Origin of the sequence: Microbacterium sp. Leaf288 (assembly GCF_001422925.1) — a bacterium.
Classification (GTDB): Bacteria; Actinomycetota; Actinomycetes; order Actinomycetales; family Microbacteriaceae; genus Microbacterium.
This window is the reverse complement of sequence record NZ_LMNI01000012.1, coordinates 507,755-530,629: the sequence shown is the minus strand read 5'-3', so window position 1 is coordinate 530,629 and position 22,875 is coordinate 507,755. Positions and strand designations below refer to the sequence as shown.

The 22,875-nt window shown below is 69.8% G+C and carries 17 protein-coding genes; 9 read left to right on the top strand and 8 right to left on the bottom strand.

Features of this window, described 5'->3' with window-relative positions:
* Nucleotides 1-34 precede the first annotated feature (34 nt).
* Genes ASF40_RS15990 through ASF40_RS15970 form a run of 5 tightly spaced genes read right to left on the bottom strand, consistent with a single transcriptional unit; the run spans nt 35 to nt 6,720 of the window.
* Nucleotides 35-1,015, bottom strand: a complete 981-nt coding sequence (locus ASF40_RS15990) for a glycoside hydrolase family 113 (protein ID WP_442922705.1) — start codon at nt 1,013-1,015, stop codon at nt 35-37.
* Nucleotides 1,012-3,492 (bottom strand): glycoside hydrolase family 2 protein, encoded by a 2,481-nt coding sequence (locus ASF40_RS15985; protein ID WP_056370798.1) that lies wholly within the window; start codon nt 3,490-3,492, stop codon nt 1,012-1,014. The genes ASF40_RS15990 and ASF40_RS15985 overlap by 4 nt, the downstream gene beginning before the upstream one ends.
* A complete protein-coding gene (locus ASF40_RS15980; RefSeq protein ID WP_056370796.1) occupies nt 3,489-4,397 on the bottom strand; it encodes a carbohydrate ABC transporter permease in 909 nt (302 codons plus the stop codon). Before ASF40_RS15980 ends, ASF40_RS15985 begins: the two co-directional genes overlap by 4 nt.
* Complete coding sequence (locus tag ASF40_RS15975; protein WP_056370794.1) at nt 4,394-5,386, bottom strand: carbohydrate ABC transporter permease; 993 nt, start codon at nt 5,384-5,386, stop codon at nt 4,394-4,396. The genes ASF40_RS15980 and ASF40_RS15975 overlap by 4 nt, the downstream gene beginning before the upstream one ends.
* Before the next feature lie 20 nt (nt 5,387-5,406).
* Nucleotides 5,407-6,720, bottom strand: a complete 1,314-nt coding sequence (locus ASF40_RS15970) for an ABC transporter substrate-binding protein (RefSeq protein ID WP_056370792.1) — start codon at nt 6,718-6,720, stop codon at nt 5,407-5,409.
* A 289-nt stretch (nt 6,721-7,009) separates the two neighbouring features.
* Here ASF40_RS15970 and ASF40_RS15965 point away from each other — a divergent pair, with 289 nt between their 5' ends.
* A complete protein-coding gene (locus ASF40_RS15965; RefSeq protein WP_056370789.1) occupies nt 7,010-8,035 on the top strand; it encodes a LacI family DNA-binding transcriptional regulator in 1,026 nt (341 codons plus the stop codon).
* Entirely contained in the window at nt 8,032-10,167 is a 2,136-nt protein-coding gene (locus ASF40_RS15960) for an alpha-galactosidase (protein ID WP_056370788.1), read from the top strand. Before ASF40_RS15965 ends, ASF40_RS15960 begins: the two co-directional genes overlap by 4 nt.
* A gap of 13 nt (nt 10,168-10,180) precedes the next feature.
* Here the strand turns inward: ASF40_RS15960 and ASF40_RS15955 are convergent, their stop codons facing one another.
* Entirely contained in the window at nt 10,181-11,149 is a 969-nt protein-coding gene (locus ASF40_RS15955; protein ID WP_056370786.1) for an acetylxylan esterase, read from the bottom strand.
* 161 nt (nt 11,150-11,310) lie between these two features.
* Nucleotides 11,311-11,763: a GNAT family N-acetyltransferase gene (locus ASF40_RS15950; protein ID WP_056370784.1), complete on the bottom strand. Its 453-nt coding sequence runs from the start codon at nt 11,761-11,763 to the stop codon at nt 11,311-11,313.
* 146 nt (nt 11,764-11,909) lie between these two features.
* Here ASF40_RS15950 and ASF40_RS15945 point away from each other — a divergent pair, with 146 nt between their 5' ends.
* Nucleotides 11,910-14,138, top strand: coding sequence for an NADP-dependent isocitrate dehydrogenase (locus ASF40_RS15945; RefSeq protein WP_056370782.1), 2,229 nt, complete (start codon nt 11,910-11,912; stop codon nt 14,136-14,138).
* Nucleotides 14,139-14,344: 206 nt separating this feature from the next.
* Here ASF40_RS15945 and ASF40_RS15940 read toward each other — a convergent pair whose 3' ends face one another.
* Nucleotides 14,345-16,384, bottom strand: a complete 2,040-nt coding sequence (locus ASF40_RS15940) for a L,D-transpeptidase family protein (protein WP_056370780.1) — start codon at nt 16,382-16,384, stop codon at nt 14,345-14,347.
* A 221-nt stretch (nt 16,385-16,605) separates the two neighbouring features.
* On the opposite strand from ASF40_RS15940, the gene ASF40_RS15935 reads away from it, so the two are divergent.
* From ASF40_RS15935 to ASF40_RS15910, 6 genes are all read left to right on the top strand, one after another.
* Nucleotides 16,606-17,805, top strand: coding sequence for an ROK family transcriptional regulator (locus ASF40_RS15935; RefSeq protein WP_082497112.1), 1,200 nt, complete (start codon nt 16,606-16,608; stop codon nt 17,803-17,805).
* 135 nt (nt 17,806-17,940) lie between these two features.
* The gene (locus ASF40_RS15930; protein ID WP_056370778.1) at nt 17,941-19,212 is read left to right on the top strand and encodes an extracellular solute-binding protein; all 1,272 of its coding nucleotides are present in this window, start codon (nt 17,941-17,943) and stop codon (nt 19,210-19,212) included.
* An 88-nt stretch (nt 19,213-19,300) separates the two neighbouring features.
* Nucleotides 19,301-20,266 (top strand): carbohydrate ABC transporter permease, encoded by a 966-nt coding sequence (locus ASF40_RS15925; RefSeq protein WP_056370776.1) that lies wholly within the window; start codon nt 19,301-19,303, stop codon nt 20,264-20,266.
* The gene (locus ASF40_RS15920) at nt 20,263-21,105 is read left to right on the top strand and encodes a carbohydrate ABC transporter permease (RefSeq protein ID WP_056370774.1); all 843 of its coding nucleotides are present in this window, start codon (nt 20,263-20,265) and stop codon (nt 21,103-21,105) included. The genes ASF40_RS15925 and ASF40_RS15920 overlap by 4 nt, the downstream gene beginning before the upstream one ends.
* 43 nt (nt 21,106-21,148) lie before the next feature.
* The gene (locus tag ASF40_RS15915) at nt 21,149-22,102 is read left to right on the top strand and encodes an ROK family protein (protein ID WP_056370772.1); all 954 of its coding nucleotides are present in this window, start codon (nt 21,149-21,151) and stop codon (nt 22,100-22,102) included.
* Nucleotides 22,095-22,874 carry a glucosamine-6-phosphate deaminase gene (locus ASF40_RS15910; RefSeq protein WP_056370770.1) on the top strand — a complete coding sequence of 260 codons (780 nt, stop codon included), beginning with the start codon at nt 22,095-22,097 and terminating at the stop codon, nt 22,872-22,874. The genes ASF40_RS15915 and ASF40_RS15910 overlap by 8 nt, the downstream gene beginning before the upstream one ends.
* Nucleotide 22,875: the final 1 nt, after the last annotated feature.

Sequence of the window (22,875 nt, the reverse complement as noted above, 5' to 3'; positions counted from 1 at the left end):
GCTTCGGCAGAAGCCCCCCGCGCGTCGACCGCGGTCATGCCCGCACCGCGTCCGTGCCGCGCGAGCGCGCACGGTATGCCTCGCGCAGGAATGCGCCCGCCGGCTTGCCGTAGGGACAGTAGTCGTCGTTCGCGGGCGCCTCGCCTGGGGAGTAGAGCCGTGCCGGCCAGTCCCACAGCATGAAGCCGCGCACCCATGGCCGGGCGTCGCATGCCTCGAACATCGCCTCGTAGTACCTCAGCTGCTCCGCACCAGAGGGTGCGCCGGGCAGCGACCAGTCGTTCGGACGTGCCGGCGACCCTTCACGCGACGGGCAGCCGGCTTCCATGAAGAAGAACGGCTTGCCCGTCGCGCCGACGGCCGCCTCGATGCGATCGAGCTCGGCCTCCCACCCGTCGATGGGGTAGTAGCCGCTCGAGCTCACGACGTCGACCGCGTCCCACCAGCCGAGGCGATCCTCCTGGTACTTGTCGCAGTTGTACGTCACGATGCCGGAGTACTCGGCCCGCACGGCGGCGATGAGCTCGCGCCACTCGGCCTCGCGGGCGTCGGCGCGCACCATCTCGCAGCCGACGCAGAGCATCTCGCAGCCCTCCGCCTCCGCGAGGCGCGCGGCATGCACGATGAACTCGCGGTACGACGCGAACCACTCGCCCCACGTCGGCTCGCCCGGGACGTCCTGGTCGAAGAACCCGATGTGCGCGCGCCACGTGCCGTCGGCGACGTTGACGACGGGCTTGAGACACACCTTCAGCCCGAGCGCCTTCGCCTCGCGGATCGCCCACACGATCTCGTCGTCGGTCACCGTCGGCTCCTCGCGGAACCGCACCTCGGTCGACTGCGCGGTGTCCTGCAGGGCCGCGTACGCCAGCGCGGTCCAGTTCACTGCGTGGTCGGCCATCAGCCGCAGCGACTGGGATGCCTCGGCCGTCCCCCATGTTCCGCGCATGCCCGTCCATCCCCAGGTCATTCCGGCCACGTACGGCCCGAGCGCCTGGGTGGTCTCGGCGGTCACGAGGCGACCAGCTCGTTGGCGGTGCGCAGCACGCGCGGATCGGAGAGGGCGGATGCGGCGAGCCCGTCGCCGTCGTGGCGCACGATCAGCGTCGCGCTCTCGCCCGGCAGCAGGGTGACGAGCGCATCGGATGCCACGGCATCGGCGTCGACCTTGTCGACGAGGAGCGTGAGGTCGCGCACCAGCGTGGAAGCGGTGAGCGTGACCCGCGTGCCGTCGGCGACCGGCTCGGCGTGCACCTCGACCTCGGCCGCGCCGAGTGCCGAGTCCCGAGGCTCGGCGAAGAACCAGAAGCCCCGCACGTCGTCGACGCCCGCCACGACGAGCTCGGAGGCCAGGTCGGCGGCCACGGCGACGTCGGCGGGCAGCGACACGGTCACCGTCTCGCGCGGGCTCAGCGAGACCGGGGTCTCGAACCGGGCGAGCTCGTCGCCCGCGAACCCCACGCGTCGCGCCACGAATCCGCCGGACCACGGCTCGGCCGTGTCGTTGACGAGCACCGCGGCGAGCCCGCCGTCGCGGGGCTGGATCGTCGCCAGCCGCGGGGCGAACGCGTTCTTCAGCCCGTAGTACAGCGGCTTCGGACGCTCGTCGCCGTCGATCGCGGCCCACGACGTGACCGGCCAGCAGTCGTTGAGCTGCCAGACGATCGCGCCCTGGGTGTGCGGTGCCCACGACCGGAAGTGCTCGAGAGCGGTGCGCACGGCGAGCGCCTGGTTGAGCTGCATCGCCCAGTGCCAGTCCTCCATGGCCTCCGGCATCCGGAAGTGGGGGATCAGCCCGTTCGAGAGCTTGGTGTTCCCCTCCATCGCCTTCTGGTGCACGATCATGCCGGGCGATTCGGGGGTCAGCGGCGCGTCCGACACGGAGCGCACGAGCGTCGACCACGCCGGCGGCCCCTGCCAGCCGAACTCGGCGACGAACCGCGGCGTGTGCTCTCGGTAGGTGTGCCAGTCGCGACGGTTCCACTGCTCCCACAGGTGCATCGAGCCGTGCTGCTCGTCGTTGGGGTGCGGGCCGGTCTGCGTCTGGCCGTCCCAGCCCATGCCGGGGCTGAACGGGCTCCCCGGCGCGTACGGAACGTGCGGTGCGAGCTCGGCGACGAGCGCGGGGAACAGCTCGTAGTAGTAGTGCGCGCCCCAGGTCTTGCCGTCGAGGCGCAGCTTCCAGCCCCAGTCCTCGTAGCCCCACAGGTTCTCGTTGTTGCCGGTGAGCAGCACGAGCGACGCATGGTGGCCGAGGCGCACGATGTTCTCGCGCGCCTCCGCCTCGACCTCCGAGCGCAGCGGATCCTCCTCGGCGTACGCCGCGCACGCGAACAGGAAGTCCTGCCAGACCAGCAGCCCCAGCTCGTCGGCCAGCTCGTAGAAGTCGTCGGACTCGTAGAGCCCGCCGCCCCAGACGCGGATGAGGTTGAGGTTCGCGTCGAGCGCCTGCTCGAAGCGGCGCCGCACGCGGTCGCGCGTGACGCGCACGGTGAGTGCGTCGTCGGGGATCCAGTTGACGCCCTTCACGAACACCGGCTGGTCGTTGACGACGAGTGTGAACGGCGTGCCGGCCTCGTCGGGCGTCATGTCCCAGCGCACGTCCCGGAATCCGACCTTGCGCGCCGTGCGATCGAGAACCATGCCGTCGGCGGCTGCGACGAGCTCGACCTCGACGTCGTACAGAGGCTGCGCGCCGTACCCGACCGGCCACCAGCGCTCCACCTCGGCGAGCGAGAGCGTCACGGTCGTGGTCGTGTCATCACCGGCCAGGCTGCCGGATGTCTCCACGCCGCCGACGCGCACCGTCACGACGACAGGGTCGTGGCGCGAGCGCTCGAGCTCGACGTCCACCGTGATCGTGCCGCCGTCGCCGTCCGGCGCAGCGACGACGCGCGTCTGCGCGAGACGCGCGACCGACCAGGACTCGAGCCCGACCGGCTTCACGATGCCGCTCGTGTAGGTCGCGATGCCCCAATCCCAGCCGAAGCTGCACGCGGACTTGCGGATCGCGTCATACGGGAGCGGGTACGGCCGCTGGCGCACGCCGAGTGCGACGCTCTGCTCGTTCGCGTACTTCACCGGCGAGCGGAAGCGCACCACGAGCTCGTTGTCGCCCTCGACGAGCGCGTCGCGCACGTCGAACCGGTACGAGCGGTGCTGGTTCGCCGTCGAGCCGACCGCGCGCCCGTTGAGCAGGATCGTCGTCACGGTGTCCAGGCCCTCGAAGACGAGATCGGTGCGGTCCGCGGCATCCTTCGTCCAAGGGAATGTCGTCGCGTACGTCCAGTCGACGAGTCCGATCCAGGCCAGCGCCGACTCGTTGTCGTCGAGGAACGGGTCGGGGATGAGACCCGCGGCCAGGAGGTCGGTGTGCACGCACCCGGGCACGACGGCGGCGACGGCATCCGTGAGTCCCCCGGGAGCAGGTCCGGCGGACGCCCGCAGCGTCCAGCCGGCGTCGATCGGGCGGAAGGAGAGGGAAGAGGTCACTTGACGGCTCCTGCGGTGAGGCCCTTGTAGATCCAGCGCTGAAGCAGCAGGAAGGCGATGAACGTGGGGATGATCACGAGGATCGTACCCGCGGCGATCACCTCCCATTGCGCGCCGTACGGGCCCTTGAATCGGAACAGGGAGGTCGAGATGAATCCCTGCGAGGGCAGATAGAGGAAGGGGAGGTAGAACTCGTTGTAGATCGCGATGCCCTTGATGATCACGACGGTCGCGATGGCCGGCCGCAGCAGCGGCAGGATGATGCGCCAGTAGATCGTCCATCGGTTCGCGCCGTCGATCATCGCCGCCTCGTCGAGCGAGACCGGGATCGACTGCATGAACTGGATGAACAGGTAGATCGCGATGATGTCGGTGCCCATGAACAGGATGATCAGGGCCGCCATCGAGTCGTACAGGCCGAAGGCGCTGATCAGCTGGAAGGTCGCGACCTGCGTCGTGACGCCGGGGATCAGCGTCGCGAGGAGGAAGAGCGCGAGCACCAGTCGCTTGCCGCGGAAGTTGAAGCGGTCGAGCGCATAGGCGGCCATCGTGCCGATGAAGATCGTGCCCACCAGCGACACCACCAGGACGATCGTGGTGTTCACGAAGCCTTCGAGCATCTTCCCGCTGACGAACGCCGTCACGAAGTTGTCGAAGTTGAGCCAGTTCGACGGCGGCGTGAACGGCCCCGTCTGCGCGTACTCGGGGGCGGTCTTGAGTCCGGCGAACAGCAGGACCGACAGCGGCAGGATCGTGACGACGGCCGCGACGATGAGACTCGTGTACTTCGCTGTCGTGGCGCTCCCCGAGCGCACGCGCTCGAGGGGCGAGCGTCCGCGGATCTTCGGCTCGGGCGGGCTGGTCCGCAGCGGCATCGTGCGGAGCGGTTCTTCGGTGGTGGTCATGTGAGATCGACCTTCTCGTCGGGGAAGACTCTGCGCTGGATCCATGTCACGACCAGCACGACGATCAGCAGGACGACGGCCATCGCCGAGGCGAGACCCACCGACCGGTAGCTGAACGCGGTCTGCAGCGTGTTGATGACGAATGTGGAGGAGCCGTTCGCCCCGCCGGTCATCACGAAGGGCACCTCGAACACACTGAGGCTGCCGGCGATCGCGAGGATCACGGTGAGGCCCACGACGCGGCGGATGCCGGGGAAGATGATCGCCCAGAACTGCGCCCAGCGGTTGGCGCCGTCGATGTCGGCGGCTTCGTACAGCTCGTGGGGGATCGACTGGATCGCGCCGAGGAACAGCACGAATCCCATGCCGGTGTAGCGCCACACGGACGTGGCGGCGAGCGACCAGTTGACGACGTCGGGGTCGCCCAGCCACTGCGGCGGCTCGGTGACGCCGAACCAGCTCAGCACGGTGTCGAGCGTGCCGCCGGGCTGGAACAGGTAGAGGAAGACGAAGCCGACGGCGACGCCGTTGATCAGGTAGGGGAAGAACAGCACGCCGCGGAAGAAGCCGGAGAATCGGGTCGAGAAGCTCAGGATCGTCGCGAAGTACAGCGCGATGGCGATCTGGAAGAACGACGCGGCGAAGTAGTAGAGGCTGACGAAGAACACCGAGAAGATGCGCGGATCGGTGAAGACCTGCACGTAGTTCTCGAACCCGACGAGGTTCTTCTGCTGGTCGATGCCGTCCCAGTCGGTGACGCTGTAGTAGAAGAGGTTGATCGCCGGCCAGTAGGTGAACAGCAGCAGCAGGCCCACGGCCGCGGCGAGGAACAGCCACGGCGTGAGGTGCTGCATGACGCTCCGGCCTGCGGAGCCGCCCCGCCGGCCGCCGGCGCCGCGGGAGATCCCGCGGAGCCGGCGGCCGCGCATGGGCGCCGAGAGGGCAGCAGGGGCATCCGCCGGTGCCGCGCCAGGAGTTGCGATGGCCATGTCTCTGCCGCCCCCTTCCGTCAGCCCTTGAGGCTCTCGACGGCGGCGCCCCACTTGTCGTTGAGCTCGGCGAAGTAGCTCTCCTTGTCGCCGTCGGCGGCGCCGCGGGCGATGTCGACGAGCTTCTGGCGGTAGATCGGGCCGTAGAGGTCGATCTGGGCCTCATTCGCGGTCTCGGTGAGGAGCGCCTCCTTGCCGGCCGGGGCCGGGTTGATCTCCATGAGCTCGACGCCGGCGGCCTCGAAGTCGGTCAGCGACTCGGGGAGCGGGTCGTCCTTCAGCGTCGACACCATGCCCTGCACGTCGGTGTAGTCGGACTCGCCCACGATCCACTGGATGAACGCCCAGGACGCGGCCTTCGCCTTGGAGTGCTTGCTCACGCCGAGGTTGTAGTCGCCGCCGATCACGGCGTACTGCTGGCCGTCGACGTTCGCCGGGAACGCGAAGAACCCGATGTCGTCGGCCGAGGCGCCGTTGTCTTCGGCGGCGGCCTTCATCTGCGACACGGCCCATGAGCCGAGGGTCATCGCCGCGACCTCGCCGGTGCCGATGAGCACCTTCGACTGCTCCCAGTCGGTGGTGAGCGGGTCGTCCTCGGTGAGGCCGGCCGCCACGCTCTCGTAGAGCAGGGAGTCGATCGCGTAGACGTCGGTGCCCTCGGTCCACGGTGCCGGGTCCTCGGCGAGCGTGATCGGGGCATCGGCGTCGTCGGTGACGCCGCCGAGGTTGCCGAAGCTCTGGGTCAGCGGCCACCCGCCCTTGTAGTTGGTGTACAGCGGGATCGCATCGGTGTTGTCCTTGACCTTCTGGAGGGCCTCGAGCCACTCCTCCTCGCTGGTCGGGAGCTCGGTGACGCCGGCCGCCTCGAAGACCTTCTTGTTGTAGACGACGCCGTTGGCGTTGCCGCCCCACGCGATGCCGTACTGGGTGCCGTCGTAGCTGGCGGCGGGGAGGAATCGGTAGGTGTCCTCGAAGTCCGCCGTCTTGCCGAGCGGCTCGAGGAACTGCTCGAACTGGTCGGGCTGGATGGTCGGGATGCCGAGGACGTCGCCGTAGTTCGTGGTCGACATGCGCGTCTGCATCTCGGTCGCGTAGTCGGTGACGGCCTCGATGGTCACGTTCACCTCGGGGTACTTCTTCTCGAACTCCTCGACGTAGCGGTCGTACGTGCCGTCCTGCACGAGGTCGGTGCGCCAGGTGAGGACCTTGATGTCGCCCTTGATCTCGCCGTCGATCGTGTTGTCGGCATCGCCCGCGCCGCCGCCCGCGCAGCCGCTGATCGCGACCGCGGCGGTGGCCAGCAGCACGATGCCCGCCAGTGCCTTCTTCGCCATGTGATTTCTCCTTGTCAGGTTCGCCCTTGAACTGCCGGTGCGCGTCGTCGCACCGTTGCGTGGTTCGTCGCGCCGTCAGAGTAGAGCGATTCGAAGCGTTTCCGCAAGCGTTCGATGTCATCGCTGTCTTGTCCTGTCCGATCGTCGAGGTTCGAAGAAACAAGCCCACTGAACTGGGATTATTTCGTAATCCCTTCGCCACGCGGCATCCCGATGTCTGAGCAATGTCCTACGTGGACATTTCCGGACGCCAGGTGCTAGCGTGAACCCCGCCGGCAAGGAGGCCCCGATGACCGTTCAGCAGCGCGCGACGCTCGAAGACGTCGCGCGACTCGCGGGAGTGAGCTCGAAGACGGTCTCGCGCGTCTTCACGCACCGCGACCTCGTCGCGCCGGAGACGGTGGAGCGCGTGCTCGGCGCCGCGAAGCGGCTGCGTTTCCGCCCCAACCCGCTGGCGCGCAATCTGCGCCGCGGCGGCCCGACGAACACGATCGGGTTCATCATGGGCGAGCTGAACAACCCGTTCTACTACAAGCTCGCCGCCGGCATCGAACGCGAGCTGTCGGCGCACGGCTTCTCGCTGGTCGTCGCGACCACCGACGACACCGCCGAGGGAGAGGAGCGCGTCGCCGACGCCCTCCTCGGTCAGCGCCTCGGCGCGCTGCTGCTCATTCCCGTCGCCGACGACCAGTCGTACCTCGAGGGCGAGCGCCATCTCGGCACGCCCGTGATCGCGATCGACCGGCCGGCACGCAACCTCGTCGCGGATTCGATCGTGCTCGAGAACCACCGCGGGGTGTTCGACGCCACGACGCGACTGCTCGAGCGCGGCCACCGGCGCATCGGCTACATCTGCAACCCGGCGTCCGTCTACACGCAGGCCGAGCGCCTGCGCGGCTATCGCGACGCCCTGGCGGCATACGGCATCCGCGACTCCTCGGCGTGGGAGCGCCTCGAAGACGACCTGTCGCGACCCGCCGACAGCCTCATCGCCGATCTGCTCCACCGCGACGACGCGCCCACCGCCATCATCACCGGCAACAACCGCGTCACGATCGGCGCACTGCGCGTGCTGCGCGACCTCCACGACGACGGCCGCACGGCCCTCGTCGGCTTCGACGACTTCGACACCGCCGACGTGCTCGGGGTGACCGTGATCAGTTACGACCCGCTGGCGCTCGGCAGGGCCGCTGCGACGCTCGCGATCGAGCGCATGCAGGATCCCGCCGGCTTCACCCGCCAGCTCGAGATGCCGACCTGGATCGTCGAGCGCGGCACCGGCGAACGCACCCCCGCAGAGAGGACCCCCGCATGACCCCCGGCTTCATCCGTCTCGAGAGCGAGGGCGTCGGCGTGCTCGTCGACGCCCGTGGTCCGGGTCTTCCGCACGTGCTGCACTGGGGTGCGCCCGTCGGCGGGATCACCGATGCCGATGCCGATGCCCTCGCGAAGGCGCTGAGCCGCCAGACCGCTCCGGGCACGCTCGACGCCGCGTGGCAGGTCTCGCTGTCCCCGCAGGAGGGCGACGGCTGGACGGGGCGCCCCGGGATGCAGCTGCGCCGCGACGGCGTCGTGCACCACGCGCGGTGGGACGTGACAGGCATCGAGGCCGACGACCGGTCGTTCACCGTCGAGGCGCGGGACGCGGCATCCGGCCTGCGTCTGGCGATCACGGTGGGCATCGAGGCCGGCGGCGTCGTGTGGGTGCAGCACGCGCTCGCGCACGAGGGAGCGACGGGTGCCGCGCCGGTCGACGTCGACTGGCTCGAGGCGACGCTGCCGGTGCCGTCGACGACCGACACGCTGCTGACCTTCGACGGCCGCTGGGCGCGCGAGAAGCGCCCGGTCGTGACGTCGATGCCCGCCGGGGCGACGGTGCGGCAGACGCGGCGCGGCCGCCCGGGGCACGACAACCCGGTCGCGACGATCGCGGGGATCGGCGCTCCGCGCTGGCAGACCGGCGCGCTGTGGGGTGTGCACCTCGCCTGGTCGAGCGACCTCACGACGCGGATAGACCGCGTCACCGACGCGGTGACGCTCATCGGCGCGGGGGAGCTGCTGCGTCCCGGCGAGATCCGGCTCGCGCCGGGCCAGGAGTACCGGGCGCCTCGCACGGCCTTCGTGCGCACGGCCGAGGGCCTCGACGGTTTCGCGCACCGCGTGCATACCTGGCTGCGCGCGCGGCCGCAGCATCCGTCATCCGCCCGCCCCCTTGTGCTCAACACGTGGGAGGCCGTCTACTTCGACCACGAACCCACCCGGCTCGCCGCGCTCGCCGAACGCGCAGCCGCGGTCGGCGTCGAGCGGTTCGTGCTCGACGACGGGTGGTTCCAGGGGCGGCGCGACGACACCACGAGTCTCGGCGACTGGGTCGTCGACCGGGCGGTGTGGCCCGACGGTCTCGGTCCACTCGCGGCGCGCGTGCACGAGCTGGGCATGCAGTTCGGGCTGTGGTTCGAGCCCGAGATGATCAGCCTCGACTCCGACGTGGCGCGCGCCCACCCGGACTGGCTCCTGCACCACGCAGGGCACCTCGAGCACGATCCGGCGGTGTCGTGGCGCGGGCAGTACGTCATGGATCTCGCGAATCCGGCCGCCTACGCCCATGTGCTCGGACAGATCGACGCGCTCGTGGGCGAGCTCGGCATCGACTTCATCAAGTGGGACCACAACCGAGACCTCGTCGAGAGCATGCACAACGGGCGCCCCGGCGGGCACGCCCAGACGACGGCAGTCTACGAGCTCATCGCGCAGCTGAAGTCGCGGCATCCGTCGCTCGAGATCGAGTCCTGCTCGAGCGGGGGTGCACGCACCGACCTCGGGATCCTCGAGGTGACCGACCGGGTGTGGGCGAGCGACTCGAACGACCCGGTGGAACGCCAGGACATCCAGCGCTGGACCGGCCTGCTGCTGCCGCCCGAACTCGTCGGCGCGCACGTCGGACCGACGACGTCGCACTCGTCGGGGCGCACCACCGCACTGTCGTACCGCATGGCGACGAGCCTCATGGGCTCGGCCGGGTTCGAGTGGGACATCCTGTCGTGCGACGACGACGAGACCGCCGCCATCACGCGGTTCGCGGCGCTCTACAAGGAGCTGCGGCCGATCGTCCACGGCGGACGGATGCTGCACCCCGAGCTGCGCGATCCCGCCTGGCGTGCGACGGGCTTCGTCACGGACGACGCGGCGGTCGTCGTCGTGGCGACGGTGGCGAGCCTCGAGGATGCTCGCGCCGAGCGCCTCCGCGTTCCCGGGCTCGACCGAGACCGTCGCTACCGGGTGCGCGTGCGCCGCGAGATCGGCGCTGCCGAGTACGGCTGGATCGCTCCGGAGTGGTTCACCGCCGGCGAGATCGAGCTGCCGGGGTCGCTGCTCGCCGAGGTCGGCCTGCAGCTGCCGACGCTGTGGCCGCTGCAGGCGTTCGTGCTCCATCTCGAGGCCCTCTGACCAGGGCCGCGGTTCAGATCAGGTCGGTGAGGAAGCGAGCCTGTTTCGGGAATTGGAACGCCTGACCGCCCTCGTGGCCGTTGTGCGTGTATACCTCGATCTGCTTCGCCGGGTGGGTGTGACGGTTGTACGCCGCATACACGGTCGACGGCGGGCAGATGGTGTCCATCAGGGCGACGGAGTACAGGGCCGCAGCATCCGCTCTCTTCGCCATGTTCACGCCGTCGAAGTACGACAGCGTCTCGAACACGCGCTCGTCGCGACCGCGATGCACGGCGAGGTACCGCACGACCTCCTGGTAGGGGTCGTCGCCGGTGAGGCCGACGGCGCGCTCGAAGTGGCAGAGGAACGGCACGTCGGGCATGACGGCGACGAGGCCGTCCGACAATCCCGCCGCGGCGATGGCGATGCCGCCGCCCTGGCTCGCGCCGCACACGGCGATGCGGCCGGCGTCGACCTGCGGGAGCGTGCGCAGGGCGTCGACGGCGCGCACCGCATCCGTGAAGACCCGGCGGTAGTAGTAGGTCTCGGGATCCTCGATGCCGCGGGTCATGAAACCCGATGACGAGGGACCGGTGCCGTGCGGGTCGAGGGTGTCGCCGCCCGAGCCCCACATCGAGCCCTGGCCGCGGGTGTCCATGAAGAGGTGGGCGTAGCCGGCGGCGGCCCAGCCGAGGCGCTCGCCGGCGAGTCCGCGGCCGCCGCCGTAGCCCTGGTACTCGACCACCGCCGGGAGGGGGCCTGCGGCACCGGCCGGGAGGGTCAGCCACGCCTTGACCGGGTCGCCGCCGAAGCCGGGGAACGTCACGTCGAAGATGTCGACCAGCGTGTACGGCGTCTCGAGGCGCACGACGTCGGGGGAGGCATCCCACTGCCGCGACTGCGCGAGCGTTTCGGCCCAGAAGGCGTCGAAGTCGGCGGGTTCGCGGACGTCGGGGGCGTAGTCCGCGAGCTCAGCGGGGGACAGATCGAATCTCGGCACGCGCTCACCCTAGCGCGTCGCGCGGAAGCGTTTCGACGGTCTGGACCGAGAAGGCGACGGGGTCTCGATGGGGGAGGGGTATTCGAGGCCCCGCCGCCGGTCTCTGTGCGCCCGGCGGGCGCTGTGTGGGGAAGTCTTCGGGTCGATCGTGCGGCTCTGCGTCAGAGACGGATCTCTGCGATCACTTCACCGTACTCGGTCTCGCCGACCGGTGTGAAGCCCACGCGCTCGAAGAATGCCTGCGGACCGCCTTCGCCGGCCTCGTAGATGACGTTCACGTGGTCCATCCCGCGGTTGCGCGCCTCTTCGAGAAGCCCCGCGACGGCGAAGCGGCCGACGCCGCGGCCCTGGTCGTCGGCGTCGACGTTGATGCGCCACAGCACCGAGCGGAAGTGCTCCTGCGGGTCGTCGAGGTCGAAGTTGCCGCTGACGAACGCGACGACCTCTTCGCCGTCGACCACCACGCGCTGCCAGGTCGTCTGCGGGTTCACGACCGTCGCCGCGATGCCGTAGCTCACCGGCGAGAGGTATTCCTCCTGGCCGGGCTTGAGCGACATATTGTTGACCGCCACGATGGTCGCGGCGGACAGTTCGACGAGTCGCAGATCACCCATGGACGACAGGCTAGCCCTCATGGCGGCATCCGGCATCGTCCGGACGTCGGATTAACACGGTGTTCATACGCCGAAGTATCTTGACGTCGAGATATCTCGGCCGCTTGCGATAGGCTGAACGCCGACCCGCAAGAAGGACGTGACTGGTGACCGACTCGACCATCATCTACACCTACACCGACGAGGCACCGGCCCTCGCGACCGCATCGTTCCTGCCGATCGTGCAGGCCGTGACCCGCCAGGCGGGAGTGGACGTCGAGACGCGCGACATCTCGCTCGCGGGCCGCATCCTCGCGGCGTTCCCGCAGAACCTGACGCCCGAGCAGCAGGTCGGCGACGCGCTCGCCGAGCTCGGCGGCCTCGCGACGCTCCCCGAGGCCAACATCATCAAGCTGCCGAACATCTCAGCCTCGATCCCGCAGCTGAAGGCCGCGATCGCCGAGCTGCAGTCGCAGGGCTACGACGTCCCGGACTACCCGGACGAGGCGCAGTCGCTCGAAGACAAGGACGTGCGCGCCCGCTACGACCGCATCAAGGGCTCGGCCGTGAACCCCGTCCTCCGCGAGGGCAACAGCGACCGCCGTGCGCCGCTGTCGGTGAAGAACTACGCGCGCAAGCACCCGCACCGCAACAAGGCCTTCGGCGAGGGCTCGAAGACCCGCGTCGCGACTCTCGGCCACGACGACTTCAAGTCGAACGAGAAGACCACGGTCATCCCCGCCGACGACGTGCTCTCGGTCCGCTTCGTCGCGGCCGACGGCACGACCACCGAGCTCAAGACGGGCATCAAGGTGCTTCCCGGCGAGATCGTCGACGGCACGTTCCTGTCGGCGGCCGCGCTCGACGCGTTCCTCGCCGAGACGCTCGAGACCGCCAAGGCGGAGGGCGTCCTCTACTCGGTGCACCTCAAGGCCACGATGATGAAGGTCAGCGACCCGATCATCTTCGGTCACGTCGTGAAGGCGTACTACGCCGACGTCTTCGACCGTTTCGGCGACAAGATCGCCGAGGCCGGCCTCACCCCGAACGACGGCCTGGGCGCGATCCTCGCGGGCCTCAAGAACGTCGAAGGCGGCGACGAGATCGCGGCGGCGTTCGCCGCGGCGACGGACACCCCGCGCCTGTCGTACGTGAACTCCGACAAGGGCATCACGAACCTCCACGTGCCGTCCGACGTCATCGTCGACGCGTCGATGCCCGCCCTCGTCCGCAACGGCGGCAAGCTGTGGGGCGCCGACGGCGGCGAGGCCGACACGCTGGCCGTCATCCCCGACTCGTCGTACGCGGGCGTCTACCAGACCGTGATCGACGACGTCATCGCGCACGGCCCGCTCGACCCGGCCACCATCGGCACCGTCCCGAACGTGGGTCTCATGGCGCAGGCCGCCGAGGAGTACGGCAGCCACGACAAGACGTTCGAGCTCGCCGCCGCCGGAACCGTCCAGGTCGTGAACCAGGCCGGTGACGTGCTGCTCGCCCACGAGGTCGCCCCGGGCGACATCTGGCGCGCGACGCAGACGAAGGATGTCGCGATCCGCGACTGGGTGAAGCTCGCGGTCACGCGCGCCCGCGCCACCGGTTCCCCCGCCGTGTTCTGGCTCGACGAGAACCGCTCGCACGACGCGGCGCTCATCGCCAAGGTCAAGACGTACCTCCAGGACCACGACACCGACGGTCTCACGATCGAGATCCTCGCGCCCGCCGCGGCGACCCAGTACTCGCTGGACCGTCTGCGCAAGGGTGAAGACACCATCTCGGTCACCGGCAACGTGCTGCGCGACTACCTCACCGACCTGTTCCCGATCCTCGAGGTCGGCACCAGCGCCAAGATGCTGTCGATCGTCCCGCTCCTCGCGGGCGGCGGCCTGTTCGAGACCGGCGCGGGCGGCTCGGCCCCCAAGCACGTGCAGCAGCTCCTCGCCGAGGACTACCTGCGCTGGGACTCGCTCGGCGAGTTCTTCGCGCTCGCCGCGTCGCTCGAGCACCTCGCCGACTTCACCGGCAACGCCAAGGCGCGTGTCCTCGCCGACACGCTGGACGCGGCGACCGGCACCTTCCTCGAGAACGACAAGTCGCCCGGCCGCGCCCTCGGAACGATCGACAACCGCGGCAGCCACTTCTACCTCGCCCTCTACTGGACGCAGGAGCTCGCCAAGCAGCAGGCCGACGCCGACCTCGCGGCCGCCTTCGCCCCGGTGGCCGAGGCGCTCGCCGCGAACGAGCAGAAGATCGTCGACGAGCTCCTCGCGGTGCAGGGCTCGGCCGTCGAGATCGGCGGCTACTACCGCCCCGACGCCGAGCTGGTCACCGGTGTCATGCGCCCGTCGCAGACCTTCAACGAGGTCATCGACGCCCTGCTCGATCAGCGGAGCTGATCGAGCAGGAAGCCCGGTCGTCGAGCGTCCGACGCGTCAGCGGCGGGCCTGTCGAAACGTGAACGCCTGACGTACGAGAGAGGGCGGATGCTGCCGCATCCGCCCTCCCGTCGTCTCCGGGGCTGTTGATCCCGAGGTCGCGCAGTGCTGCCGCTGGAGCACGCCGACCCGCGCGGCGGCGGGTCAGCGTGGAGGCGTGACCGCGGTCAGGCGTGGACCCAGACCTCGGTGCCGCGCGCGGTCCAGTCGTAGACGAACTTGGCATCGTCGTTCCACATGTTCACGCAGCCGTGGCTCTGCGGAAAGCCCAGACGGCTTCGGAAGTTCGACGCGCCGTGGAACGCGATGTCCGGTGCGAACCAGGTGATCCACGGCACGTCCTTCGTGCAGTAGCTGTTCACCGCGGCCGGGTTGTAGCACAGCGCGCCCATGTCCTGGACGCGCGTGAAGGCGTTCACGGTGAAGTGGCCGGTGGGCGTCGGCGTGCCGGAGAGCCCCGACGAGATCGTGTACGAGGCGACCACGTTGCCGTTCTCGAAGAGGGTCGCGGTCTGGCTCGACAGGTCGACCTCGACGGTGCGGGCCAACGTGGAGACGACGGGCGCGACCTCGGTCACGGGCGTCTCGAACACCGCGTTGCCGGCGGCCAGCTGCGTGGCGAAGTCGGAGGCGAAGTTCGTGGTGTCGCCGACCTCGCGTCCCGAGATCCCGGGCGCCTCCTCGCGGAGGACCTTGCCGGCCGAGTTGGTGATGACGGCGCCGTTCTCGGCCGGCCGATTGACCGCCGCCGGAAGAGCGTCCACCGCGGCCTGGATCGCGGCCGTGTCGGCGGTGATGTCGTACGCGGCGTTCTCGGGGTCGGGTGCGACGGTCAGCCAGGCTGCCAGCGTCGCGCGGTCGATCGGCACCGTACGCTCTTCACCCACATAGAAGCCGGCCGTGTCGAGCATGCCGTTCAGCTGCGCGACGGTCGCGTCGGCGGTCTCGGTAGAGATGTCGGCGGGAACCTCGGACGGGACCGGGTCGAGCTGCACGCGCGTCTCGCCGGCCTCGAAGGCCGCCTGGATGGCGCCCTGGACGGCGGCCACGTCGATCCCCGCACCGGCGACGGCCGGCGTGGAGACATACGACGCGGTGGCTGCGTCGAACGCCAGCGTCGCGTCGGTCGGGTCGGTGTAGAGCTGCGGCGCGACCTCGCGGAGGGCTGCAGTGGCGGACGCCGGGTCGAGCTCGATCTCGGCATCGGTCGCGGCGAACCACGCGGTGGGGTTCCACATCGGGTGCTGCGCGAACGCGGCGTCGGCGAGGGCCTTCGCGTCTACCGCGGCGCCCAGTTCGGCGCCGGTGACCTCGGCGTCCTCGCCCGCGCCGGTGAGCACGACCGTGGTCTCGGCCAGACGCTGCTCGATGGCGTCGGCTGCCGCGCCAGGCGTCAGCCACCCGACCGGCACCCCGGCGACCGTGGTGCCGGGAGCGATGAGCACCAGCGACGAGACGACGAGACCGACCACGGCGACACCCGCGGCTGCACCGACCCAGATCGCGGTGCGCTTCTTCTTCGGCTGGGGCTCGGCCGGCGCCCACGCGAAGGTGGGGGAGCCGTCGGCCGGAGCGGTCCCGGTGGCCGTGGCGACGGCGGTCGCGGGCTCGGCGGAGAGGTCCGCGGCGGGTGCGAGCGCGGTCGTCGCGACGGCGACCGTCTCGGCATCGGCATCGGCATCGGCATCGGTGTCGGCGATGACGGATGACTCGGGCTCTGCCTCGTCGATGGGCTCGGCGGCCTCGTCGATGGGCTCTGCCTCGTCGATGGGCTCGGCGGCCTCGTCGATGGGCTCTGCCTCGTCGACGGGCTCCGCGGCCTCGTCGATTGGCTCTGCCTCGTCGACGGGCTCCGCGGCCTCGTCGATGGGCTCTGCCTCGTCCGTGGGAGCGCCGCCCTCAGCGGCTGCGGGCTCAGAGGCCTCGTCGACCTCGGCTTCGGGCGACTCTTCTGCGTCGTCGACAGCCTCGGCTTCAGCTTCGGGTGTCTCGTCCGCCTCGCCAGCGGGGGAGTCCTCCGCGTCCGCGGGCACGACGGAATCGGCCGTCTCGGCATCCGCCGGGGCCTCAGCATCCGTCCCGTTCACGGCATTCGATTCCGTGGTCTCCGCCGACTCGGACTGCTCGTCCTCGACGGCCTGCTCGGCCTGGACGGCGTCATCCCCGGACGCCTTCCTGCCCTGCGACTCGGTCGCCAGATTAGTCACGCCACACCCCCGACTGTGATCAACGCTTCCCCCCCCATGGTAGGCGACGCGCCTGGGTGCCGAGGTCACGGGCTGGTCACGCACGAACCGCCGGTCACGGCAGGAAACCCGCGCGCACCTCGGTAACGATCAGAACGTGGCGGATCACGGTTTTGTAAAGCATCCGCCCAAATTGGGTCGGAGACTTGCGAAATGTTAGTTCGTAAGGTCTACTAACAAACATGCCCAACACGGAAGCGCGACGCGGCCCTTCCATTATCGACGCGCCGCAGAGCCCCACCACGAATGCCCGCGCATTCGCCCCCGGACGCACGCTCCGCCAGGGTGCGAAGGTCCTTCCCGAGCACGCGCGCGGCCACAACCGCTCGCTCGTGCTCCAGACCCTGTTCCACCAGGGCGCGATGAGCCGCGCCGACCTGTCGCGTGAGACGGGGCTCACCCGGGTCACGATCTCCGACCTCGTGGCCGAGCTCATCGCCGACGGGTTCGTCGCCGAGATGGGGGTGCGCGAGGCCTCGGGTCCTGGCAAGCCCGCGATCCTCGTCGACCTCGACCACGCCGGTCACCGCATCATCGGGCTCGACCTGTCGGGCAGCGACACCTTCATCGGCGCCGTCCTGACCCTCGACGGCGGCATCGTCGCGCGTCGCGAGGTCGCGGTCCCCGCGGCCGATGCTCTCGTCGACACGGTCGTCGAACTCGCCCGCGCGCTCGTCGCCGAGTCGCACGCGCCGGTGCTGGGCGTGGGCGTCGGCACCCCCGGTGTCGTCGACGATCGGGGAGTCATCCTCACGGCACCCAACTTCGGCTGGGCCGGTTTCGACCTGGAGGGCGCGCTGCGCAACGCCCTCGGGGTTCCGGTCCTGGTCGCCAACGACGCCAACGCAGCCGTGCTCGCCGAGTACACGTTCGGCGGCGCTCCCGACGACGTGCTGCTCGTCAAGGTCGGGCGAGGCGTCGGCTCCGGGCTGCTGCTGGCGGGCCAGCCCATGCGCGGCAGCCGCTTCGCCGCGGGCGAGATCGGCCACGTCACCGTCGGCACCGACGGCGGCCCGCAATGCGCATGCGGCAAGGTCGGATGCCTCGAAGCCTGGCTCTCGGTGCCGTCGCTGACCTCGCGACTGAACGCGGCGGCCGATCCCGCCGCCCACGAGGGCATCCTCCGCGACGCGGGGGAGCGGCTCGGCATCGCCCTGGCCCCGGTGGTCGGCGCGCTCGATGTGTCGGAGATCGTCCTCTCCGGCCCCCCTGAACTCCTCGGCGGCTCCCTTGCGGAGCAGACCGTCGAGACACTCCGCGCGCGCACGCTTGCGCCGTCCGTCGACGAAGGCGTGCGGGTGCGGATGACGGAGCAAGGCCAGGACATCGTCCTGCGCGGCGCGGCCGTCATGGTCCTGTCCGGACAACTCGGGGTGTCCTGACACAGCGCGATTCCCCGGGGGATCCCCCGGATCCCGAAACAACACGGAGCGCTCCCCGCGGAGCATCCGATCCACGGAAGGGCCACCCGGCCCAGCCGAAACACCAAGAGAACACCGAAAACGAAGGAAGACACCATGAAGAAGACGCTTGGAGCTGTGGCGCTCATCGGCGCCTCGGCACTGGTGCTCGCCGGCTGCGCCGGCGGCAGCGACAACGGCGGCTCGTCGGCCGACGAGGGCGCCGAGATCCGTGTGTGGCTGGTCGGCACCGACACGCCGCAGGACGCTCGCGACTACCTGAAGAAGACCTTCGAGGACGAGAACCCCGGGTCGACGCTGGTCATCGAGGAGCAGCAGTGGACCGGCCTCGTCGACAAGCTCACCACGAGCCTGTCGTCGAACGACAGCCCCGACATCGTCGAGATGGGCAACACGCAGGCTCCGGCGTTCACCTCAAGCGGGGCCCTCCTGAGCCTCGCCGACATCGAGGGCGACCTCGGCGGCGACGACCTCCTCCCCGGCTTCGTCGAGGCGGGCAGCTGGGACGGCACCCTGTACGCCGCGCCGTACTACTCGGGCGCCCGCGTCGTCTTCTACAACACGGCGATGTACGAGCAGGCGGGCGTCGCGGTGCCCACCACGCTCGACGAGTACGTGTCGAACGGCGTCACCCTCGCGGGCGCGCTGCCGGGCGTCTCGGGCGTCTACTTCCCGGGCAAGGACTGGTACAACGCGCTGCCCTTCATCTGGGAGAACGGCGGCGAGATCGCCGTGCAGGACGGCGACGAGTGGGACGCGCAGCTGTCGAGCGACGAGTCGCTCGCCGGTCTCGCGCAGGTCCAGGAGCTCATGACGAAGGCCTCGCTCGCACCGAAGGACGGCGACGAGACCGAGGGCTGGGTGCCCTTCCGCACCGAGCAGTCGGCCACGTACTCGGCTCCGAGCTGGGCCTACTGGTCGATCGTCGCCGACGAGGACAAGCAGCCGACCGCCGTCGCCGACATCACCGGCTACTACGCCCTCCCGGGCATGGAGGGCGGCGCGGCTCAGGTGTTCGCGGGCGGCTCGAACGTCGGCATCGCCGCGAAGTCGAAGAACCCCGACCTCGCCAAGAGCGCGCTCGAGATCATGCTGAGCGACGAGTACCAGACGATCCTCGCCGAGAACGGCCTCGTTCCGGCGCTCGTCTCGCTCGGTGACAAGGTCGCCGCGGCCACGCCGGAGCTCGCGACCGTCATCGCCGAGGCCGCTGCCAACGCCAAGCTGACGCCGGCTTCGCCGAACTGGGCCGACGTCGAGGCGCAGGGCATCATGCAGGACCTGTTCGTCAACATCGCGAACGGCGGCGACATCAAGGAGCTCGCCACCGCTGCCGACGAGCAGATCGAATCGATCCTGAACGGCTGACATCACTGAACGGGGTGCCTCGTGCCGCGAGGCACCCCGTTCCATGCCCGCAGAGGGCTCGACACAATCTTTTGAGAGGAGGTTCGCCATGACCACCGTCCCCGCACAGGCCCCCGCGCCCCCGGCCCCGCCGTCCGCGTCACGGCAGGACCCCGAACGTCCGAAGCGGCGCCGCTTTCCCTGGGCACCCCTCGCGCTCCTGACGCCGGCGCTGATCATGCTCGCGGTCTTCATCGGCTGGCCGCTGGTGCAGCTCGTGATCATGTCGTTCCAGAAGTTCGGCCGCGCGCAGATCTTCGGCGCCCCGCCCGAGTTCATCGGGATCGACAACTACGTCGCCGTGCTGACCGACCCCGAGTTCTGGGCCGTGCTCGGCCGCAGCGTGGCGCTCTGCGTCGTGAGCGTCGTCGCCACGATGCTCCTCGGCGTGGCCATCGCCGTCATGATGACCAAGCTCGGCGCCGTCATGCGCACCGCGGTCTCGGTGTCGCTCCTGCTCGCGTGGGCCATGCCCGCGCTGACCGCCACCATCGTGTGGGGCTGGATCTTCGACACGCAGTACGGCCTGGTCAACTACGTCCTCACGCAGATCACCGGCCAGAACTGGGTCGGTCACAGCTGGCTCATCGACCCCACGAGCTTCTATGCCGTGGCGGCGATCATCATCACGTGGGGTGCGATCCCGTTCGTCGCCTTCAGCACCTACGCCGCGCTGTCCCAGGTGCCCGACGAGGTGCTCGAGGCGGCTTCGCTGGACGGGGCGGGAGGCTTCGCGCGGTTCCGCCTCATCGTCTTCCCCTACCTGCGCTCGATCCTCCTCGTGCTGCTGGTCCTCCAGATCATCTGGGATCTGCGCGTCTTCGCGCAGATCTATGCGCTGCAGTCGATCGGCGGCGTCCGCGCCGAGACGAACACGATCGGCGTCTACATCTACAGCGTGTCCATGGCGTCGGGCGACCTCGGCGCCGGCGGCGCCATCTCCGTGGTCCTCGTCGTGATCCTCCTCGCGATCTCCGGGTACTGGATCCGTACGATGCTGAAGGAAGAGTCATGACCGCCCGTCCTCGCCGCGTCGTCTCGCGTGTGTTCCTGAACGTCGCGGCCCTCGTCGTGATCGTCTCGTCGCTGTTCCCCGTCTACTGGATGGTGAACACCTCGCTGCTTCCGGCGTCGGCCGTGCGCTCGACGACCCCGCACTGGTGGCCCGACGAGTTCACGCTCAGCAACTACCAGGAGGCCCTCACCGACGACAGCCTGCTCAACGCGCTGTTCAACTCGGTCGCGGTGACGGGGCTCACTCTCGTCGTCACCCTCGTCTTCGCGTTCCTGGGCGCGGTCGCCGTCTCGCGGTTCCGCTTCCGCTCCCGCACCTCGTTCATCGTCGCGATCCTCGTGATCCAGATGATCCCCGCAGAAGCGATGATCGTCTCCGTGTTCCGCATGCTCGACGGCTGGTACCTGCTCAACACGATCATCGGCCTGAGCTTCGTCTACATCGCCACGGTGCTGCCGTTCACGATCTGGACGCTGCGAGGCTTCGTCAACGGCGTGCCTGCCGATCTCGAGGAAGCAGCGATGATCGACGGATGCAGCCGCGCGGGCGCCTTCTGGCGCATCACGTTCCCGCTGCTGGCTCCCGGCCTCATCGCGACCGGCGTGTTCGCCTTCATCCAGGCCTGGAACGAGTTCGTCTTCGCCCTCGTCATCATGACGCGGCCTGAGTCGCTCACGCTGCCCATCTGGCTGCGCGCCTTCGTGCAGGCGACGAAGGCGACGGACTGGGCGCTGGTCATGGCCGCGTCGACGATCATGGCGGTTCCGGTGATCGTGTTCTTCCTCTTCGTGCAGCACCGCATGACGAGCGGTCTGGTGGCAGGGGCGGTCAAGGGCTGATGCGCGCGAACGACAACGCCGCCTCCCACGGGGAGGTCGGCCGATGAGGGTCGGGCTGGACGTCGGCGGGACCAAGACCGACGCCGTCGCGGTGGACGCCGACGGCGCGATCGCGGGTCGCCTCCGCATCCCCACGGGATGGGGACCGGATGCTGTGGCCCAGACAGTCCTCGACGCCGTGCGCGCGCTCGGCTCCGAGGCCGGCGTCGACCTCTCGGCGGTGCGGTCGGTCGGGGTCGGCATCCCGGGTCAGATCGAGCCGGGCACCGGCCGCGTGGTGCACGCGGTGAACCTCGGCGTCGACGAGCTCGACCTCGCCGCGGCCGTCGGGCCCCAGCTGGGAGTGCCGGTGCAGGTCGAGAACGACGTCAAGGCCGCCGCGCTCGGAGCGCATGCGCTCCACACGCGGGGTGGCGCACCGGCGCCCGGTTCGATGGCGTACCTCAACCTCGGCACCGGCATCGCCGCGGGAATCGTCTCGGACGGCATCCTCTGGCGGGGCGCCCGCGGCACTGCGGGCGAGGTCGGTCACATCTCGGTCGATCCGAACGGACCACCGTGCCGCTGCGGTCAGCGCGGCTGCATCGAGGCCTTCGCGGGCGGCGGTGCGATCGCCGAGCGCTGGGCCCAGCGCTCCGCGCTGCCGGTGCGCGACGTCTTCGACGCGGCCGATGCGGGCGACCCGTCGGCGCGGCAGCTGCGCGCCGGGCTCGCCCGCGGCGTGGCCGCCGCGATCCGGGTACTGGTGCTGACGGCGGACGTCGATATCGTGGTCCTCGGAGGAGGTGTGACGGCGTTGGGAGACCGACTGATGACGGATGTCGCAGCCGAGCTCGCAGCCAGCGCCGAGGCATCCCCGTTCATGCGCTCGCTGCACCTCGCCGACCGGGTCGAGCTGCTGCCGCCGGGTTCGCCGGCCGCTGCGCTCGGCGCCGCGCTGGTGGGTGCGGAGGGCGATGCCGCACACGACACCCAGGAGGCCCTGACCCATGGCTGAGATCGTCATCGTCCGCGACAAGGCGGCGGCAGGAGCACTCGTCGCCGACCACATCGCGCAGCTCATCCGCTCGAACCCCGAGACGGTCCTGGGTCTTGCGACCGGGTCCACGCCGCTGCCCGTGTACGAGGCGCTGCGTTCGCGGCTGGAGGGCGTCGACCTGTCGCGCGTGCGCGGCTTCGCGCTCGACGAGTACGTGGGCATCGACCCCGCGCATCCCGAGAGCTATCGCTCGGTGATCACACGCGAGGTCGTCGAGCCGCTGGGCCTCAACCCCGGGCTCATCCGCACGCCCGACGGCACGCCGGAGGGCATCGAGCACCACGGCGAGGAGTACGACGAGGCCATCCGCGACGCGGGAGGCATCGACCTGCAGATCCTCGGCATCGGCACCGACGGCCACATCGGCTTCAACGAACCCGGCTCGTCGTTCTCGTCGATCACCCGTGTGAAGACGCTCACCGAGCAGACGCGTCGCGACAACGCCCGCTTCTTCGACTCGATCGACGACGTCCCCATGCACTGCATCACGCAGGGCCTCGGCACCATCCTGCGTGCGCGGCACCTGGTGCTGCTGGCGTTCGGCGAGGGCAAGGCGGCCGCGGTCGCCGGCGCCGTCGAGGGCCCGCTGTCGGCGTCCCTGCCGGGCTCGGCGATCCAGCTCCACCCCCACGCGACGATCGTCGTCGACGAGGCCGCCGCATCGCAGCTGACCCGCTCCGACTACTACCGCTACGCCTACGACAACAAGCCCGACTGGCAGGGCATCTGAG